Below are 18,564 nucleotides of genomic sequence, written 5' to 3'. Positions count from 1 at the left end.
GAGGGATAAAGGAGTGCAGAATTATTGAGCAATAATCAATCTCGTTATGAAAACCGTGATAAGCGCAGGAAAACTAATTTAGTGCTTAACATTTTAATTGCAATCGTATCCATACTAATCGTCGTGGTAGCAGCTAATCTCTTCATTAACAGTCCTTCTAGCAAAGATGTCAGCAAGGATTCTGAAACGGCGCAAAAACAAGAATCTCCGGCTTCAGGAAAGACGGAAAAGAAATCGGATGAGGATATAAAAGACAACAAGAAAGATACATCTGACAGCGAAAAGGATGCTGAGAAGTCTTCTGATTCAGACTCAGATTCGAAAAAAGATGACTCTTCTAAAGATGATGACTCTGATTCCGATTCAGACTCAAGCTCAGATGCCCCGCTTAAAGACGCAAAAGTAACAGAAGGTGGCTCATCAAGCGATGTGGAAAAAACGTATGAAAATTCTGATTGGAAAGCAGTCGGAACTGAGCAGACGGGCGAACATGCCGCCACTTATGACTCAAGCTCACAAGACTGGGCTGAGATGCTGAAAGCCATTTCATATGCAACCGGTGTTTCAAAAGATAACATGACGGTGCTCTGGCTTGGGAATAACGGCAGCCCTCAGGATGCCAAAGGCAAGATTTTAGACAAGACGACCGGAGATAAATATCAAGTCACGATTACATGGGTTGATGACAAAGGCTGGAAGCCGACAAAAGTAGAAAAACTAAAATAAACAAAGCAGCCGGTCTAGAACCGGCTGCTCAGATTGTTGACAAAAAGCTAAAATGGTGTTCATTTTAGCTTTTTGTCATCTTTTCAGCGTGATTGAAAACCCTTGAAGTCTAGGAAGGACGAGCATCGAAGCACAGCGAATATCGGGATTCGTGAGCATCGACGCGCAGGCCTGACAACGAATGCGAGGGTTTGTCGACACGCTGAACAGCCGGTTTAGAGCCGGCTGCTTTTGTTTTAGGCTTCAGCTGCGAAATGAACAACCGCGCTGTACAATATTCTACCGTCTGCCACAGCGGTCTGGTGTGAAACAGACTTCACCCGGAGCATGATGGCTTTATTGTTTTCAATTTGTGCATTGATTTTCTTTTCAAGCTCCTGCAATGAAGCCGCTTCGAAAAATTCCACTTTGTCTATTATCAAATCTAATTGAAAATTCATCTCTCGGCCCTCCAGCTTTCACAAGTCATATGAAGTATAAGCTTTTTTGCCGTAAACGCGCAATATCGTTGGCATAAAATACACAAAGTGTTTTAGTACCTCCTTTTCAGAAGATGTGGTATGATAGGAACTGTTCCATCATTAATTCATAGTATACTTATAGGAATTATAAAATATGGAGTGTGACAAATATGGGACGTGAATTTATCCCTCTTTTTGAAGATTGGGCAGCAACTTATGATCAAACAGTACAAGGTTTTGATGTTCAGTATAAAGAAGCGTTCAGAGGCTATGATGATATTCTTCATGCGATCGTCAGCAGGTCTGGAACACATGTGTTAGAATTTGGCCCGGGGACGGGGAATTTGACAGCTAAGCTGCTGGAGGCGGGCAAATCTGTATTTGGAATCGAACCCTCTCCCGCAATGCGCAAATTGGCTTCTGACAAGCTTTCAGGCAGGGTGGAAATCGTTGACGGAGACTTCTTGACATTTCACGAGCCCCCATTTCAGGCTGACACAATTGTCAGTTCATATGCTTTTCATCATTTGACCGACGAAGAAAAGCAGGCTGCCATAAAGCAATATGGCAAATACCTTCACTTGCATGATAAAATAGTGTTTGCCGATACCGTCTTTGAAGATGCGCAAGCGTATCAACAGGCTATTGATAAAGCCCGTTCTCAAGGCTTCTATCAGCTGGCAAATGATTTAGAGACGGAGCATTATCCCACATTGGATGCGTTGAAAGAGATGTTTACAGCTGAAGGTTTTGCAGTTCAATTCACTCAGCAAAACGATTTTGTGTGGATAATGGAGGCGATCAAACGGTAAAGTGAAGGGAATGTGAATAAATGAAACTAGCAGTTATCGGAGCAATGGAAGAGGAAGTTACGATCCTGAGAAGCAAACTTGAACATGCAAAAACAGAAACAATCGCACACTGTGAATTTACAACAGGTGAATATGAAGGAACTGAAGTGATTCTTTTAAAATCAGGAATTGGAAAAGTAAATGCTGCCATCAGCACAACGCTTTTGCTTGATCGTTACAAGCCTGATTATGTCATTAACACAGGCTCAGCGGGCGGATTTCATCATACACTGAATGTAGGAGATGTCGTCATTTCAACTGACGTTCGCCATCATGATGTAGATGTAACGGCCTTTGACTATGAATACGGTCAGGTGCCGGGTCTTCCTGCTGCTTATGATTCAGACGAAAAGCTGATCAGCATTACAGAAGAAGCGATTTCTGAACTCGACGGCATTCAGGTTGCGAAAGGAACGATCGCAACAGGCGATTCTTTCATGAACGATCCGAAGCGGGTTGAAGAGGTGCGTGCGAGATTTTCTGATCTGTACGCGGTTGAAATGGAGGCTGCGGCAGTGGCTCAAGTATGCCATCAATTTAAAACGCCGTTTGTCGTCATCAGAGCGTTATCTGATATCGCAGGAAAAGAATCACATGTGTCTTTTGACCAATTTTTAGAGCAGGCTGCTGTCAATTCAACAGAGCTTGTGTTAAAGGTGATTAAACGAATTCATTAAAAACGGGGGAGCGTTCTCCTCCGTTTTCCCTAAAAACAACCTCTATCAAGGAGGAGGACATATATGACTGTTATAACGGACATCACCGAGCTGATTGGAAACACACCGCTTCTTCGCCTGAAGAACTTTGATGTTCCTGAAGGAGTCGCAGTGTATGCAAAGCTTGAAATGATGAATCCCGGCGGAAGCATTAAAGACAGACTGGGAGATATGCTGATCCGTGACGCGCTGGAGTCAGGCAAGGTGAATCCCGGTGGAGTGATTATAGAAGCTACGGCAGGCAATACAGGAATCGGCCTAGCTCTGAGTGCAAGAAAATATGGATTAAAAGCGATTTTCTGTGTCCCTGAACATTTCAGCACAGAGAAACAGCAAATTATGCGAGCGCTTGGAGCATCAATCATTCATACGCCGCGTCAGGATGGAATGCAGGGAGCCATTCAAAAAGCCATACAGCTGGAGACGGAAATTGAAAATTCTTATTGCGTTTTGCAATTTAAAAACCAAGTAAATCCATCGACTTACTATAAGACACTTGGGCCTGAAATATGGGAAGCGCTTGACGGCAAGGTTCATACGTTTATCGCAGGGGCAGGATCAGGGGGCACATTCGCAGGAACTGCTTCCTTCTTAAAGGAAAGAAATCCTGCAGTTAAAACAGTGATTGTCGAACCGGAGGGCTCCATTTTAAACGGAGGAGAGCCCCACGCCCATAAAACAGAAGGAATCGGCATGGAGTTCATCCCCGAATATATGAATAAGAGCCATTTTGATGAGATATACACCGTAACAGATGAGAATGCATTTAGACTTGTGAAAGAAGCGGCAGAAAAAGAAGGTCTGCTGATCGGAAGCTCTTCAGGCGCAGCACTTTATGCAGCGTTGGAGGAAGCGAAAAAAGCATCTGCAGGAACAAACATTGTCACCGTATTTCCTGATAGCAGTGACCGATATATCAGCAAACAAATATATGAAGGAGGCATCTGATATGAAGAAAAAAACATTGATGATTCATGGCGGAATCACAGGTGATGAGAAAACAGGCGCAGTTTCCGTGCCTATTTATCAAGTAAGCACCTACAAGCAGCCGAAAGCAGGACAGCATACAGGCTATGAATATTCAAGAACGGCCAATCCGACAAGAGCCGCTTTAGAAGCGTTTGTTACAGAGCTGGAAGGCGGGCAAGCAGGTTATGCATTCAGTTCTGGAATGGCTGCCATTACAGCGGCTATGATGCTATTTAACAGCGGGGATCATGTTGTTTTGACTGATGATGTGTATGGCGGAACATATCGCGTGATGACAAAGGTGCTCAATCGTCTTGGCATTGAATCAACATTTGTCGATACAAGCAGCAGAGAAGAAGTTAAAAAGGCGATTCGTCCTAACACGAAAGCCATTTATATTGAGACACCGACAAACCCGCTCCTTAAAATCACCGACTTGTCGCTCATGGCTGATATCGCAAACAAAGCCGGTGTTCTCCTTATCGTAGACAATACCTTTAACACTCCTTATTTCCAGCAGCCGCTTGCTTTAGGCGCTGATATCGTGCTTCACAGTGCGACTAAATATCTTGGCGGACACAGTGACGTCGTCGGCGGTTTAGTTGTGACAGCTTCGAAAGATCTTGGAGAAGAGCTGCATTTTGTGCAAAATTCCACAGGCGGTGTGCTCGGCCCGCAAGATTCCTGGCTGTTAATGAGAGGAATCAAAACATTGGGCCTCAGAATGGAAGCGATCGATCAAAATGCGCGAAAAATCGCAAGTTTCCTTGAGAATCAATCTGCTGTTCAAACGTTATATTACCCCGGTTCTTCAAATCATCCTGGACATGAGCTTGCAAAAACGCAAGGGTCCGGCTTCGGCGGCATGATCTCCTTTGATATCGGCAGTGAAGAGCGGGTTGATGCATTTTTAGGGAATCTGAAACTGTTTACCATTGCTGAAAGCCTGGGCGCGGTGGAAAGCTTAATTTCCGTTCCGGCAAGAATGACCCATGCCTCTATTCCGAGAGAACGCCGGCTTGAACTCGGCATTACAGATGGCTTGATCAGAATTTCTGTAGGAATTGAAGATGCAGAAGACTTGCTGGAAGATATCGGGCAAGCACTTAAAAATATATAACAAATGGATACAATTACTTTCTCTGTAAGCCGCCGGATTATATTATAATAGTCGTATACTCTGAATCTGGCAGGTGATTCTTTTGAATAAAAATAGAATGAAATCCTTAATAGAAGATTACAAGCATTTTGCTTTTACATTGCTTGCGGTCAGTACTTTTATATATATAGGCGCAGTTCTGCCCGATCAAGGCTTAACGTTAGGCCAAAAATCGGTGATGCTTTTAGCGGATTGCGTATTTTTAGCCGGTGCCTTCTTTTGCGTGGATCGTTCATTGATTTACAAGAAACGTTTGGAAGAAGCAGACGAATAAAAAAACAGCTATCATCAATAGATGGTGGTATGCCAAGGGAACGGCGAAACTGATCGTCTTGGCATATCAAAAAACAACAGACAATGAAGAAGCAAAAGAGAGGAGTAAACCGTGTGTTTGCTCCTCTTTTTTTCTGTTAATAAAAGGATTGCTATGGATAGCATCAAGTGATACTAAATATTCGCACATAGATGAACAAGATGCTGTTATACTGGGGAATGATCAGAGGGTTATTGGAAATTTTATATTAAAACTATTTTGACATTAATATATGATTACATGATCATATATATGGGTATGTATCATGTTAGAATGCTTATTAACTGATCAGAAATAATAAGTGCATATGTATCAAGAAGCAGTAGGAGGAGATTTTATGAGACACAATCATCCTGAAGGATCCAATAAAAAGGTATTATTGATCTCTTTTATCATCATTACAGGTTATATGATTCTAGAAGCTATAGGTGGATTTTTAACAAATAGTCTGGCGCTTTTATCAGATGCAGGCCATATGCTAAGTGATTCAATCTCATTAATGGTTGCCCTGATTGCTTTTAATTTAGCTGAAAAAAAGGCAAGTCACAATAAGACATTCGGTTATAAACGATTTGAGATTCTTGCCGCCGTGATAAACGGTGTTGCATTAATTTTTATTTCCATTTATATCATTTATGAAGCAATTGAACGTTTCTCTCATCCGCCAGAAGTAGCAACAACCGGCATGCTTACGATTAGTATCATCGGGTTAGTCGTGAATATATTGGTCGCATGGATTATGTTGAGAGGCGGAGATACAGAGAATAATCTGAACATAAGAGGAGCTTTTTTACATGTGATAAGTGATATGCTCGGCTCTGTAGGTGCCATTCTAGCTGCCATACTTATCATCTTCTTTGGGTGGGGCTGGGCAGATCCATTAGCTAGTGTCATTGTGGCTATTCTTGTTCTAAGAAGCGGTTACCATGTAACTAAAGATTCCATTCACATATTAATGGAAGGAACTCCAGAAAGTGTCGATATCACTGACATCATTCATACAATTGAAGAGACAGAAGGAATTCAAAGCATTCATGATTTACACATATGGTCTATCACAAGTGGATTAAACGCTCTTTCTTGCCACGCTGTTGTTGATGATCAACTGACCATTTCAGAAAGTGAAAGTATTTTGCGCAAAATTGAACATGATCTTGAGCATAAAGGCATTACGCATGTAACCATTCAAATTGAAACAGCGGCTCATAATCACGACAATACGATCCTTTGTCAGGCCAAAATTGAAAAGCGGCATGACTACCATCATCATTAGACAGATTTATGTCTACTAAATTAAAAGGCATTATAGCTAGTGTTAGTCTATCTCTCGTGTAAACAAAATTGACGGGGTGAGAATATGTACGACACAATAGTAATCGGAGCTGGTCAGGCAGGTATTTCAATAGGATATGATCTTAAGCAGTCCGAACAAAAGTTTATCATTTTGGATAAAAGTGATGAGGTAGGGGAAAGCTGGAGAGATCGGTATGACTCATTAGTTTTATTTACTTATCGAATGTATAGTTCTTTGCCTGGAATGCATCTTGAAGGAGAAAAACATGGATTTCCTTCAAAAGAATAAATTGTTGCTTATCTAAAGAAATATGTTGAAAGATTTGACGTTCCAATCCAATTACGGACACAGAAGTGATGAGTGTCCAAAAATTAAAGAATCATTTCTTAATAAAAACAAATTAGCAAGCTTTCAAGTGAAGAATCTTGTAATTGCGAAGTAACCATGAAAGGATAAAGATGGCTGAGATTGAGTGAGAGCATAAATAAAAAAATCCTTCTTCCGTTCATCTTTGAACGGAAGAAGGATTTTGTAATGCTCACCAATAATTCTCCAAAACGGGATGGGAAACATAAAAACAAAAGTAAAAACACCTTTAAAACCAATATAATGAACGATTTGAATCGTTATACAATCATCAACGATGGCTGTTTCTTGTTATTTCTCTTGCAGTTCATTTCCCATGCCTTTTAAAAATTGAAGGCCGAAGCCGACCGCTCTGTTGATATCAGGATCGTTCATTGCTTTTAGAAGGTCGAGAATCCCGACTTTCTTGTCTTCTTTTAAAAAGCTTTGCGCCTGTTCGGTTCCTGCCATTACGCTTTCTAAAAGCTTTCCTGTAAACTCAGGATCGGCTTTTGTCAATGCGCCTCCGGCAGCCATCATCGTGTTGATGAGGTTGGTGACAGGTTCACGCGAGACTTGGCCAAGCGCAATCTTGGCGATGTCTTCCTTCGCCCTCAGCATACTTGCCGCCGCATCAAAGATTCCAAGTTCATTCAGTTCACTCATTAACGTCATCGTTTTCGAGACAGCATCCTCATTTTCCGCCAGCAGCCCTTTCAGCTCCTCAATTTTTTCAAGCTTGATTTGCTCCGGTGTTTTTGTTTCTTTTTTGATCGTTGTAATCGGAGTAGCCATTTTTTGTCCCCCTTTCGTTTAATCAGTTAGATGAACATAGCCCGGACGATTCCATTTTCTTTCTGCCTCGACGCCGTTTTGCGGGTTCCGTTTCTTGTTACGCGGATTTGTTTTAGGAAGCGGTGTGCTTTCGCAGCCTCCCAGCACTTCCATGCGTACCTTCGTCTGTTTATAAGCAGGCGTGTTCGTGCGTTTATCAGCCGCAGGCCCTGTCAGGAAGTTAATCGCTGATTCCTTGTCTGTTGAGTTCATTGGCAGATAAAGTTCATTTTTCCGTACGCGGTCTGTAATCAGCGCGTTTAATTTGACTGCTCCAAACGGAGAAACGAGGCGAACCAGTGAACCGTCACAAATACCGCGCTCCTGGGCAAGCTCAGGCGAAATTTCAACGAATACATTCGGCACTTTTGCTTGAATGCCTTTCGATTTATTTGTCATGTTTCCTTCGTGGAAATGCTCAAGCATACGTCCGTTATTAATGTGAAGATCATATTCTTCCGGAAAAGCGGCAGGTTCAGTCCAATCAGAAAGGGCAAAGCGGGCTTTTTTGTCAGGGAAATTAAATCCGTCTTCATACAGAAGCGGTGTGCTTTCACCTGAGAAGCTGCCCCATAGGAAACTGTTCCAGCCTTCAAGAACCTCATAGCTTGCTTTGCCAAACAGAGGGGAAAGGCTCGCCATTTCTGAGAAAATGTCACTAGGATGGCTGTAATTCCAGCCGGCTCCTAACCGGTTTGCCACCTCTTGAATAATCCACCAGTCCGGTTTCGCGTCACCAAACGTCGGAAGCGCCTGATATAAACGCTGAACGCGTCGTTCTGTATTGGTAAATGTGCCGTCTTTCTCAAGTGAAGGAGTGGCCGGTAAGACGACATCGGCATATTGAGCTGTTCTTGACAGGAAGATGTCCTGAACCACGAAGAAATCAAGGCTTGATAAAATGTCATGTACATGGTTCGCGTTTGAATCAACAAGTGCCATATCCTCACCGACAAGATACATCGCCTTCATTTTTCCTTCTTCAATGGAATGAAGCATTTGAATATTATCTAAACCAGGCTTTCCGTCAATCGTGACACCATAGGCCTCTTCAAATTTAGCGCGGGCATTGTCATCTGTAATATGCTGGTATCCCGGCAGCCAGCCAGGCAATGTTCCCATATCACAAGCACCTTGAACGTTATTGTGTCCGCGCAGAGGATAAGCCCCAGCCCCCGGACGGCGGTAGTTGCCCGTAGCGAGAAGCAGATTTGAGATCGCTGCTGACGTATCAGAACCGCCTGTATTTTGTGTGACACCCATTCCCCAAAGGACACAAGTGCCGTCAGCGTCACGAATCAGTTCGGCAATTCGAATGATATTTTCTTTTGATAGGCCTGTGATGCGTTCCGCGTAATCAAGCGTATAGGTTTGAAGTGTTTCTTTATAATCTTCAAAGTAATTCACGTTATCATTAATAAACGCCTGATCGTGCCATCCTTGATCGATCATATATTTTGTTACAGCCATCAGCCAAACTTGGTCTGTACCTTGTTTAGGGCTGATGAACAGGTCAGACCGCTCCGCCATCTCATTTTTACGCAGGTCGGCAACGATCAGTTTTTGACCTTGGAGCTTATGCGCCCGTTTGACACGTGTTGCAAGCACCGGATGCCCTTCCGCCGGATTGGCGCCGACAATGATGACGAGACCGGCTTTGGCAATATCTTTAATCGTGCCGGCGTCACCGCCCATCCCGACAGTGCGGAACAATCCATCTGTAGCAGGAGACTGGCAGTAGCGTGAGCAGTTATCGACGTTGTTTGTTTCAAATACCTGACGCGCTAATTTTTGAATGACATAGTTTTCTTCATTTGTAATTTTAGAAGAGGAAATAAATCCGACAGAACCTTTGCCGTACTGCTCCTTAATTGATCCTAATCTGCTTGCGACAAGATCGAGGGCTTCTTCCCAAGAAGATTCAACAAAAGCCCCGTTTTTACGGATTAAAGGCTTTGTGATCCGCTCTTCAGAATTGACGAAGTCCCAGCCGAATTTTCCTTTGACACATGTAGAAATCGCGTTAACCGGAGCATCGGAAACAGGCTGGATCTTTAAAATATCCCGTCCTTTTGTCCATACTTCAAAAGAACATCCGACACCGCAGAACGTACACACAGTTTTTGTTTTTTTCGTTCTCGTGTCACGCATAGCCGCTTCGACTTCAGAAATGGCAAAAATGCTGCCGTAATCGGGTTCAACGTTTTTTACGAGATCAATCATCGGTTCCATGACATCCTCTTTGATGCCTGTCATAAAGCCAGCCTGCCCGAGCATTGATTTTTCCATCAGCGCATTACATGGGCATACGGTGACACACTGGCCGCAGCTGACACAAGAAGATTCATTGATCGAAACTCCCTCATCCCAAATCACGCGAGGACGTTCGCGTTCCCAGTCGATTGAGAGGGTTTCATTTACCTGAAGGTTTTGACATACCTCAACGCACTGGCCGCAGGCGATACATTGGTTTGGATCATAGCGGTAAAACGGATGAGACATATCAACCGCGCAAGACGGATCTTCTTTTGGCGTGTATGGGTATTTTTGATGCTCGATCCCCATCATTTCCGCTGTGTTATGCAGCGTACAGTTCCCATTGTTGTTATCGCAAACCGTACAATACAGCAAATGATTTTCAAGAAGGCGGTCCATCGCTTCGGTTTGCGCCTCTTTCACCCGATTTCCCGAAAGGTCAATTGACATTCCATTTTCCGCGACAGTAGAACATGAACGAACCAGCTTGCCGTTTGCCTCTACAATGCAAGTATCACAAGTTTGAAGCGGGTCAACCTCTGGAACGTGGCAAATCTGTGGGTACTCAATCCCGTTTTCATTTAAAATATCTAAAATTGTGGCCCCTGCTCGTGCTTGAATTTCTGTTCCGTCTACACGGACACTGATCGACGTAACGTCCATCATATTCATATTCCCCTCCATCTTTCTTTCAAGAAGTCAAAAAAAGCCATGTATAGATACACCTGTCCTTAATGCTAAGAAGGTGTAAACACACATGGCGGAATAGTTCACTAGCAAGTCTTACTAACAGACCAATCCTTGATTTTTATAAAACGATAGACTTATAACAAAATCCTATTACAAATCCATCAACACTGCTTTTATTATAAAGTGATATTTATTATAATACAATATAGCAGGAAAATTTTAACCAAGTGAAATGTCCTGAGGGGAACCGGGAAAAGCCTTACGAGGCAATATCGGAAGGGGTAATCAGCATGTCTAAAAAAATTCATGAGTTCAATGATATCATTCGAAAACTTCGTAAAGAATTGTTCGGCAAAGGGCCTGAACGGATTCATACTGTATTTGTAGAAAACATGGCAGTCTCAACACTGTACGGAAATCTGAGTGCAAGCGAACAGTTTATCGCCCGCACACCTGAAGGAAGAGAAATGGTACATGCGGCCCGGACAAGCCTGATTCAAGACCTTTATTCCAAACAAACGCCGGAAGGAATGGAAGAGCTGATTGGGGCTAAGCTAGTCCATTTGTTTTCTGATATAAAAATTGAGGAAAATATCGCTGTATCTGTGTTTGTCTTTGACCAAAAAATAGATGATCAAAAAGAAGCCCTGCAAAGCTAGCACATTTGTCATTGACACAAATTTGTCACATTTGATATGATGTGGCTACAGTTATAGAAGGCAAAAGCAATGGAATGTATGCACGAACTGTATATATTCTCTTTCAATATCTTAAATTCTGCTTGATATTGTTGTATGGGTATGCATACAAGTTAGGCAGCATTCAAACGCCTGGTTGACACAGGTTATTTGAGTGCTGCCTTTTTTTATTGCCTTTCTGCCATAACTGTGAGAAAAGAAGAAATAATGGAGGGTTTTAATATGGCTTTTCGAAAACCGGATGAAATAGCGGATGCAGCAATTGAAGCAGGGATGAAAAAAGTAAAGCTTCCGCTGCCGTCTCTGCTTGTATTGGGGTTTTTAGGCGGCGCATTTATCGCGCTCGGGTACTTGCTTGATATCAGGGTAATCGGCGACCTGCCGAAAGAATGGGGAAGCCTTTCCAGCCTTATTGGGGCTGCCGTATTTCCTGTCGGTCTGATCCTTGTCGTGCTCGCTGGCGCTGAATTGATCACAGGAAATATGATGTCCGTTGCGATGGCTTTATTTTCGAGAAAAATATCAGTAAAAGAATTGGCGGTTAACTGGGGAATCGTCACGATTATGAACCTAATCGGCGCATTGTTTGTTGCCTACTTTTTCGGGCATTTGGTTGGGTTGACTGAAACAGGCCCTTATTTAGAAAAAACGATCGCCGTTGCGCAAGGAAAGCTTGATATGAGCTTCGGCAAGGTTCTCATTTCCGGCATCGGCTGTAACTGGCTTGTATGTCTTGCGGTGTGGCTTTCTTTCGGAGCCCAAGACGGAGCAGGGAAAATCCTTGGCATTTGGTTTCCCATTATGGCTTTTGTGGCAATCGGATTTCAGCACGTTGTCGCCAACATGTTTGTGATTCCCGCTGCCATTTTTGCTGGCTCGTTCACGTGGGGGCAGTTTATCGGAAATATCATTCCGGCTTTTATCGGCAATGTCATCGGCGGAGCAGTGTTTGTCGGCCTCATTTATTTTATTGGATATCATAAGAAAGACCGCTCCAGAAAAGAAATGAAGCAGGTATCATGAATAAAGGGCAAATCCACTTGATGAAACGTACAAATTCAGTCCATTTTTAGAAAAAGATGTTTACAAAATGGAATTTGGTGGATATACTTACAAAGGAAGAAAAAAGCAAAGGAGGCTGAACAAAATGACAATGAGACAACGACGTCAACCTGTACGTGATACACAAGAAAAAATTCATGGTTCATTCAGCCTGTGGAAGAGTTCGTGTCCTTCCTTAACCGATGCTTACCGCACGCATTAAATTCGGAATAGACGGACATACGCAACTCCCCGCAGGCAGTAGAGGCATTGGTTTGGTGTCTTCTTTTGTCTGCGGTTTTTATTTGCCCGCGGCAGAAGAAATGATGCCGCGGGTTATTTCGCTTGAAGCGGACTTTGAAAGGGGGTGAGCGATATGACGATTAACCTATTCTTTTTAACGTTAACGATTAACAAACGGTTTAAAAACCCGGAAGAATTCGAACGAGAACAGCAGATTGAGCAGATTTATGATGAAATGAAAGAGTCTCAGTTAAAGCATCTTTATTTAACAAACTGGCGCTAAAAAGCAATGAAAAAACTGAAGGGGGAGATGACATATGCTTAGAATGGAATTATTGATGCATTATACGATGGAGAAGGACCAAGTTTAGCGAAACAGCTGTCAAGAAAATGTCTGCCTGCATATGATAAACCAACGTTACGGTAAGGCAGGTGATGGCATGATGAACGATTATCAGAAAAGGCTGCCGTCGATTGGCCATGGTTATGCGTCCATGCCGCATTCCTTCAAACATGGTTATGGAAATCCATTCCGTCAGCAGAGGCTGATGGCCATGCAGCAGCAAAGGTTGTATGTATTCCCTTATCATTGGCACTAGAAAGAGGGCAGAAAACATTTTGTTTTCTGCTTTTTTTGCGGGAAAAAATGAAAAAGTTCAGTTCTATTGAAACATTTTTAAACACATTGCCGTCTAGTTGATATCTTCATTCCCATTTGGAAATGAAGATGATGTTTATTTTTCGAATATAATAAATAAACATAGGAAACCAAAAGCAGGTGTTTAAAATGCTAGAAAATAGACTCTATAAACAATGGAATCTTTTTAAATTATTTTCTCGGAAATATAAGCAAACCAAAACAATTGAGCATATGATGATTGACTCTATAGACATACAAGAAAATGACAGAATTTTAGAAATTGGAATCGGAAATGCCACTGTTTTTAAGAACATAACCGAGAAACTAGAAAAGGGAAGCTTAAAAAGCATTGACCCTTCAAAGCGAAAGGTAAGGCAAATATCACGCGTAAATCGAAAGAACATGGGGAAAGGGGAGATTTTTCATGGCTATCCCGAGAACATTCCCTTTGATGACCGTACCTTTAATAAAGTGTTTTCCTTACATACGGTTCAGAGCTGTACTGATATTAGGCTTGCATTAAGGGAAATTTACCGTGTGCTTCAAATTGACGGCCAATTTTACATCAATATTGATACAAATACCGGTGAGAAAGAGAAAATGTATATTCAACTGCTGGAAGATCAGCATTTCAGGGATCTTTCTATCATCAGGCGTGATTCCTGTCTGTGCATTGTGGCTGTTAAATAGAATCATTTCTCGGGAAATATATCCAGAGCCTTTATTTTGGGGTTTGGGTATATTTTCTTAATTTTTTATTTTTTGCATATACTTTATATTAAAAAAAGTTTTTTTCATATAAACTGATATCATAAGAAAGGGTAAAGAGGTGATATCAGACAGGTCAGATATTCATTATGAACAAACGGAATGAATATTCATTCCGCAACGAATCGGAGGTACTAACATTCCATGTTATCCGCATCCAGCAGTAAATACGACATGATTATGAAAGCGTCGGTTTCTCTATTTACAGAGAGGGGATTTGACGCTACCACTATCCCAATGATAGCTGAACGAGCCCATGTGGGGACAGGAACAATCTACCGCTATTTTGACAGCAAAGAAACACTCGTCAACGTATTGTTTCAAGAAAGCATTCAGCGCTTTATGGAAAAGCTGAAACAAGACTTTTCGGAATTAACTGTCAGAGAAGGCTTTCACCATGTATTTTGCTGTCTCATTCAATTTACAAAAGAGAGCGACTATGCGCTTTTCTTTCTTGAAACGAAGAAAGACGCTCATTACTTAAATGCCACAAGCAGAAAAATGATAGAAAATCTGACTCAAATGCTTGATGACTATTTTAATAAGGGAAAAGCGGAAGGTGTAATTCGCAGCCTGCCCTCAAACGTGTTAATTGCGATTGTGTTAGGGGCGTTTCTCAAGATATATCAGCTCGTCCAAACGGGTGATATAGAGATGGATATGGATTTAAGGACTGAATTGGAACAATGCTGCTGGGACGCCATTAAGCTTCATTCATTTACTTCACAAAAATAATAGGAAAGGAAGATGTTGATGAAACAGGCAAGAGCAATACCTCAGCCCAAAACATACGGACCTTTTAAAAACCTTCCGCATCTGGAAAAAGAGCAGCTTTCTCAATCCTTATGGCGGATAGCCGATGATTTGGGGCCGATTTTCCGTTTCGATTTTCCAGGGGTGTCCAGTGTTTTTGTATCTGGTCACAATCTCGTGGCTGAAGTGTGTGATGAAAGCCGTTTTGACAAAAACCTTGGCAAAGGCTTGCTAAAGGTGCGCGAGTTCGGCGGAGACGGCTTATTTACAAGCTGGACGCATGAGCCGAATTGGCAAAAAGCCCATCGCATTCTGCTGCCGAGTTTCAGTCAAAAAGCGATGAAAAGCTATCATTCTATGATGCTGGATATCGCAACCCAGCTGATTCAAAAATGGAGCCGGCTTAATCCTAATGAAGAAATTGATGTAGCGGACGACATGACCCGTCTGACGCTTGATACGATTGGGTTATGCGGGTTTAACTACCGTTTCAACAGCTTTTACCGTGATTCACAGCATCCGTTTATCACCAGTATGCTCCGTGCCTTAAAAGAGGCGATGAATCAATCGAAAAGACTGGGTCTGCAAGATAAGGTGATGGTGAAAACAAAGCTGCAGTTCCAAAAGGATATAGAAGTCATGAACGCTCTTGTCGATAGAATGATAGCGGAGCGAAAAGCGAACCCGGATGAAAACATTAAAGATCTCCTATCACTCATGCTTTATGCAAAAGATCCTGTAACAGGTGAAACGCTGGATGATGAAAACATTAGATACCAGATCATCACATTTTTAATTGCAGGGCATGAAACAACAAGCGGTTTGCTTTCCTTTGCGATTTACTGTCTGCTTACACATCCGGAAAAACTGAAAAAAGCGCAAGAGGAAGCGGATCGTGTGTTAGTTGATGACACGCCAGATTATAAACAAATCCAGCAGCTGAAATACATTCGGATGGTTTTAAATGAAACGCTAAGACTGTTCCCAACAGCTCCAGCCTTTTCTCTCTACGCTAAGGAAGATACTGTTTTAGGCGGGGAATATCCGATCAGTAAAGGGCAGCCTGTCACTATTTTGATTCCGAAACTGCACAGGGATCAAAACGCTTGGGGAGAGGATGCGGAAGATTTTCGTCCGGAACGGTTTGAAGACCCTTCGCGCATTCCTCACCATGCGTATAAGCCGTTTGGAAACGGACAGCGCGCTTGTATCGGCATGCAGTTTGCTCTCCAGGAAGCGACGATGGTTCTAGGTCTTGTATTAAAGCATTTTGATTTGATGAACCATACTGGGTACGAACTGAAAATCAAAGAGGCATTAACGATCAAGCCGGATGAATTTAAAATTACTGTGAAACCGCGGAAAACAGCAGCAATCAACGTACAAAGAAAAGAACAGGCTGACATCAAAACAGAAACGAAGCCAAAAAAAACAAAACCTAAACACGGCACACCGTTACTTGTTCTTTACGGTTCTAATCTTGGAACAGCGGAAGGAATAGCCGGTGAACTGTCTGCTTACGGCCGCCAGCTGGGCTTTACAGCTGAAATCGCTCCGCTTGACGATTATATTGGCAAGCTTCCTGACCAAGGTGCCGTGGTCATTGTTACGGCTTCTTATAATGGGGCGCCGCCTGATAATGCTGCCGGCTTTGTGGAGTGGCTGGAGGAGCTTGAGGAGGGCCGATTGAAAGGTGTTTCCTATGCGGTATTCGGCTGCGGAAACCGGAGCTGGGCCAGCACGTATCAGCGAATTCCTCGACTCATAGATGACATGATGCAAGCGAAAGGCGCATCACGTTTAACAACCATCGGGGAAGGCGATGCCGCCGATGATTTTGAAAGCCATCGCGAGTCTTGGGAAAACCGTTTCTGGAAGGAAACGATGGACGCATTTGATATAAACGAAATATCTCAGAAAGAAGACAGGCCTTCATTATCCATTACTTTTCTCAGTGAAGCGACAGAAACGCCGCTTGCTAAAGCATATGGCGCGTTTGAAGGGATTGTGTTAGAGAATCGGGAGCTCCAGACAGCAGATAGTCCGCGTTCTACCCGCCATATTGAATTGCAAATTCCTGATGCCAAAATATATCAAGAAGGCGATCATATCGGAATTCTGCCGCAAAACAGCCGGGAACTTGTTCAGCGGGTCCTGAGCCGATTCGGTTTGCAATCCAATCATGTCATAAAAATGAGCGGAAGCCCTCATATGGCTCACCTTCCGATGGATCGGCCGATTAAAGTGGCGGATGTATTGGCGTCCTATGTGGAGCTGCAGGACCCGGCTTCAAGACTTCAGCTGCGGGAGCTGTCTTCTTATACAGTCTGTCCGCCGCACAAAAAAGAACTGGAACAGCTCGTTTCAGATGGTGGCATTTACAAAGAGCAGGTACTGGCAAAACGTCTCACCATGCTTGACCTTTTAGAGGATTACCCTGCTTGCGAAATGCCGTTTGAGCGGTTTTTAGAACTTTTGCCATCACTAAAACCGAGATATTATTCCATTTCAAGCTCACCGAAAGTCAACGCCAATATCGTGAGCATGACAGTAGGCGTTGTTAAAGCCTCAGCTTGGAGCGGGCGTGGTGAATACCGGGGCGTTGCTTCTAATTATTTAGCAGAGCTGAATACAGGTGATGAAGCAGCCTGTTTCATCCGAACACCGCAATCCGGATTCCAGATGCCGGATGATCCTGAAACGCCTATGATTATGGTTGGACCGGGTACAGGAATTGCGCCATTCAGGGGCTTTATTCAGGCAAGAACTGTTTTGAAGAAGGAAGGAAGCACGCTTGGAGAAGCTCTTTTATACTTCGGCTGCCGGCGCCCCGATCATGACGATCTATACAGAGAAGAGCTGGATCAAGCGGAACAGGATGGTATTGTCACCATCCGCCGATGCTACTCACGCGTCGAAAACGAACCAAAAGGATATGTCCAGTACTTGCTCAAACAAGATACGCAGAAATTGATATCACTTATTGAAAAAGGGGCTCACATTTACGTATGCGGAGATGGATCGCAAATGGCTCCTGATGTAGAGAAAACTTTGCGTCTGGCATATGAAGCTGAAAAAGGAGCAAGTCAGGAAGAATCTCTCATATGGCTGCAAAAGCTGCAAGACCAAAAACGTTATGTAAAAGACGTTTGGACAGGAATGTAATAAAAATCAAATCCCGCCATCAGATTGGCGGGATAATTTTGCATGTGAGAAAACCGGCACGATAATGAAATCTACTGAAAAGGATGTTATAGGGAGTATCGCGCCGGCCTTATTGTTCATATCGTCAAACAGGGGCAAAAGTTTAGTTCTTTTGTCTTATTTTTAAAAATAAATAGTCTAAAAGTCTTGTTTTTGGTTTGCGCATTAGTTTTATTTCATTTTGCTCTCGCTTATGCCTTAAGATGAACCATCTGTTGAAGATCGATGTTTAAATTGGTTTTCCACATGTTTACGGTAATGAAAGTCATGAATCAACCGAATCGTCGGCCTGATTAACAGCAGCAAGCTCCCAATCGCAAATAGCCATATCCCTGCCGACTTGAACTGCTCATAAAAAAAGAAAAAGCTCCCGACAAGAAACAAGGCACCAATGATAAAATCGTTTACTGTATAAAGAATCTTATATCGTTTTTTGAAAAAAAGTTCGTATCGTTTCAGTTCTTTTTTGATGTCATGTTCTTCATTAGCTGCCACTATCATCCCTCCATTCTATTTTGGCTTACCCTCACGTAAACGACATGTAAACATAAGAATTGGTTTGAAAAAATGGAGATGATGAGCGAAAGATCAGCAATGTTTTTA

Annotated in this window: 18 protein-coding genes and 1 pseudogene; 15 read left to right on the top strand and 4 right to left on the bottom strand. The window is 42.7% G+C overall.

Features of this window, described 5'->3' with window-relative positions; genetic code table 11:
* Positions 1-24: 24 nt before the first annotated feature.
* The gene (locus V6D41_RS02655) at positions 25-726 is read left to right on the top strand and encodes a YrrS family protein (RefSeq protein ID WP_333517197.1); all 702 of its coding nucleotides are present in this window, start codon (positions 25-27) and stop codon (positions 724-726) included.
* 236 nt (positions 727-962) lie between these two features.
* Here V6D41_RS02655 and V6D41_RS02650 read toward each other — a convergent pair whose 3' ends face one another.
* Positions 963-1,166: a YrzA family protein gene (locus tag V6D41_RS02650; RefSeq protein WP_333517196.1), complete on the bottom strand. Its 204-nt coding sequence runs from the start codon at positions 1,164-1,166 to the stop codon at positions 963-965.
* A gap of 191 nt (positions 1,167-1,357) precedes the next feature.
* On the opposite strand from V6D41_RS02650, the gene V6D41_RS02645 reads away from it, so the two are divergent.
* From V6D41_RS02645 to V6D41_RS02615, 7 genes and pseudogenes are all read left to right on the top strand, one after another.
* Complete coding sequence (locus V6D41_RS02645) at positions 1,358-1,999, top strand: class I SAM-dependent DNA methyltransferase (RefSeq protein WP_333517195.1); 642 nt, start codon at positions 1,358-1,360, stop codon at positions 1,997-1,999.
* 20 nt (positions 2,000-2,019) lie between these two features.
* Positions 2,020-2,715 carry a 5'-methylthioadenosine/S-adenosylhomocysteine nucleosidase gene (gene mtnN, locus V6D41_RS02640; RefSeq protein WP_333517194.1) on the top strand — a complete coding sequence of 232 codons (696 nt, stop codon included), beginning with the start codon at positions 2,020-2,022 and terminating at the stop codon, positions 2,713-2,715.
* A 63-nt stretch (positions 2,716-2,778) separates the two neighbouring features.
* Entirely contained in the window at positions 2,779-3,702 is a 924-nt protein-coding gene (locus tag V6D41_RS02635; RefSeq protein ID WP_333517193.1) for an O-acetylserine dependent cystathionine beta-synthase, read from the top strand.
* A 1-nt stretch (position 3,703) separates the two neighbouring features.
* The gene (locus tag V6D41_RS02630) at positions 3,704-4,843 is read left to right on the top strand and encodes a bifunctional cystathionine gamma-lyase/homocysteine desulfhydrase (RefSeq protein ID WP_333517192.1); all 1,140 of its coding nucleotides are present in this window, start codon (positions 3,704-3,706) and stop codon (positions 4,841-4,843) included.
* 82 nt (positions 4,844-4,925) lie between these two features.
* Positions 4,926-5,156 (top strand): YrhC family protein, encoded by a 231-nt coding sequence (locus V6D41_RS02625; protein ID WP_333517191.1) that lies wholly within the window; start codon positions 4,926-4,928, stop codon positions 5,154-5,156.
* 376 nt (positions 5,157-5,532) lie between these two features.
* Complete coding sequence (locus tag V6D41_RS02620; RefSeq protein WP_333517190.1) at positions 5,533-6,468, top strand: cation diffusion facilitator family transporter; 936 nt, start codon at positions 5,533-5,535, stop codon at positions 6,466-6,468.
* Positions 6,469-6,552: 84 nt separating this feature from the next.
* Positions 6,553-6,925, top strand: a pseudogene (locus V6D41_RS02615) (NAD(P)-binding domain-containing protein); the annotation flags it as partial.
* Between the two features lie 221 nt (positions 6,926-7,146).
* On the opposite strand, the gene V6D41_RS02610 reads toward V6D41_RS02615, so the two are convergent.
* Both V6D41_RS02610 and fdhF read right to left on the bottom strand, forming a co-directional pair.
* A complete protein-coding gene (locus V6D41_RS02610; RefSeq protein WP_333517189.1) occupies positions 7,147-7,629 on the bottom strand; it encodes a DUF1641 domain-containing protein in 483 nt (160 codons plus the stop codon).
* An 18-nt stretch (positions 7,630-7,647) separates the two neighbouring features.
* Complete coding sequence (gene fdhF / locus V6D41_RS02605) at positions 7,648-10,590, bottom strand: formate dehydrogenase subunit alpha (RefSeq protein WP_148962463.1); 2,943 nt, start codon at positions 10,588-10,590, stop codon at positions 7,648-7,650.
* A gap of 314 nt (positions 10,591-10,904) precedes the next feature.
* Here fdhF and V6D41_RS02600 point away from each other — a divergent pair, with 314 nt between their 5' ends.
* The 7 genes from V6D41_RS02600 (at position 10,905) to cypB (ending at position 17,922) form a co-directional block, all read left to right on the top strand.
* Positions 10,905-11,273 carry a DUF2294 domain-containing protein gene (locus V6D41_RS02600; protein ID WP_024714924.1) on the top strand — a complete coding sequence of 123 codons (369 nt, stop codon included), beginning with the start codon at positions 10,905-10,907 and terminating at the stop codon, positions 11,271-11,273.
* A 261-nt stretch (positions 11,274-11,534) separates the two neighbouring features.
* Entirely contained in the window at positions 11,535-12,335 is an 801-nt protein-coding gene (locus V6D41_RS02595) for a formate/nitrite transporter family protein (RefSeq protein WP_087992460.1), read from the top strand.
* 394 nt (positions 12,336-12,729) lie between these two features.
* Positions 12,730-12,879, top strand: a complete 150-nt coding sequence (locus tag V6D41_RS02590; protein ID WP_087992248.1) for a YrzI family small protein — start codon at positions 12,730-12,732, stop codon at positions 12,877-12,879.
* A gap of 157 nt (positions 12,880-13,036) precedes the next feature.
* A complete protein-coding gene (locus V6D41_RS02585) occupies positions 13,037-13,195 on the top strand; it encodes a hypothetical protein (protein ID WP_003229817.1) in 159 nt (52 codons plus the stop codon).
* 188 nt (positions 13,196-13,383) lie between these two features.
* A complete protein-coding gene (locus tag V6D41_RS02580) occupies positions 13,384-13,926 on the top strand; it encodes a class I SAM-dependent methyltransferase (protein WP_333517188.1) in 543 nt (180 codons plus the stop codon).
* A gap of 222 nt (positions 13,927-14,148) precedes the next feature.
* A complete protein-coding gene (gene fatR, locus V6D41_RS02575; protein ID WP_333517187.1) occupies positions 14,149-14,739 on the top strand; it encodes a transcriptional regulator FatR in 591 nt (196 codons plus the stop codon).
* Between the two features lie 18 nt (positions 14,740-14,757).
* Entirely contained in the window at positions 14,758-17,922 is a 3,165-nt protein-coding gene (gene cypB / locus V6D41_RS02570) for a bifunctional cytochrome P450/NADPH--P450 reductase CypB (RefSeq protein ID WP_333517186.1), read from the top strand.
* 237 nt (positions 17,923-18,159) lie between these two features.
* Here cypB and V6D41_RS02565 read toward each other — a convergent pair whose 3' ends face one another.
* Positions 18,160-18,456 carry a YrhK family protein gene (locus V6D41_RS02565; RefSeq protein WP_333517185.1) on the bottom strand — a complete coding sequence of 99 codons (297 nt, stop codon included), beginning with the start codon at positions 18,454-18,456 and terminating at the stop codon, positions 18,160-18,162.
* Positions 18,457-18,564: the final 108 nt, after the last annotated feature.

This window comes from Bacillus sp. 0102A (assembly GCF_036765155.1).
In the GTDB taxonomy this organism is placed as follows: domain Bacteria; phylum Bacillota; class Bacilli; order Bacillales; family Bacillaceae; genus Bacillus; species Bacillus subtilis_G.
Note: the sequence above shows the minus strand (reverse complement) of the source record. Positions and strands in the feature narration are given on the sequence as shown.

Excerpts from the sequence above, each read along its gene's own strand:
- V6D41_RS02650 (WP_333517196.1), bottom strand. The coding sequence starts at position 1,166 with ATGAATTTTCAATTAGATTTGATAATAGACAAAGTGGAATTTTTCGAA.
- V6D41_RS02645 (WP_333517195.1), top strand. The coding sequence starts at position 1,358 with ATGGGACGTGAATTTATCCCTCTTTTTGAAGATTGGGCAGCAACTTAT.
- mtnN (WP_333517194.1), top strand. The coding sequence starts at position 2,020 with ATGAAACTAGCAGTTATCGGAGCAATGGAAGAGGAAGTTACGATCCTG.
- V6D41_RS02635 (WP_333517193.1), top strand. The coding sequence starts at position 2,779 with ATGACTGTTATAACGGACATCACCGAGCTGATTGGAAACACACCGCTT.
- V6D41_RS02630 (WP_333517192.1), top strand. The coding sequence starts at position 3,704 with ATGAAGAAAAAAACATTGATGATTCATGGCGGAATCACAGGTGATGAG.
- V6D41_RS02620 (WP_333517190.1), top strand. The coding sequence starts at position 5,533 with ATGAGACACAATCATCCTGAAGGATCCAATAAAAAGGTATTATTGATC.
- V6D41_RS02610 (WP_333517189.1), bottom strand. The coding sequence starts at position 7,629 with ATGGCTACTCCGATTACAACGATCAAAAAAGAAACAAAAACACCGGAG.
- fdhF (WP_148962463.1), bottom strand. The coding sequence starts at position 10,590 with ATGATGGACGTTACGTCGATCAGTGTCCGTGTAGACGGAACAGAAATT.
- V6D41_RS02600 (WP_024714924.1), top strand. The coding sequence starts at position 10,905 with ATGTCTAAAAAAATTCATGAGTTCAATGATATCATTCGAAAACTTCGT.
- V6D41_RS02595 (WP_087992460.1), top strand. The coding sequence starts at position 11,535 with ATGGCTTTTCGAAAACCGGATGAAATAGCGGATGCAGCAATTGAAGCA.
- V6D41_RS02590 (WP_087992248.1), top strand. The coding sequence starts at position 12,730 with ATGACGATTAACCTATTCTTTTTAACGTTAACGATTAACAAACGGTTT.
- V6D41_RS02585 (WP_003229817.1), top strand. The coding sequence starts at position 13,037 with ATGATGAACGATTATCAGAAAAGGCTGCCGTCGATTGGCCATGGTTAT.
- V6D41_RS02580 (WP_333517188.1), top strand. The coding sequence starts at position 13,384 with ATGCTAGAAAATAGACTCTATAAACAATGGAATCTTTTTAAATTATTT.
- fatR (WP_333517187.1), top strand. The coding sequence starts at position 14,149 with ATGTTATCCGCATCCAGCAGTAAATACGACATGATTATGAAAGCGTCG.
- cypB (WP_333517186.1), top strand. The coding sequence starts at position 14,758 with ATGAAACAGGCAAGAGCAATACCTCAGCCCAAAACATACGGACCTTTT.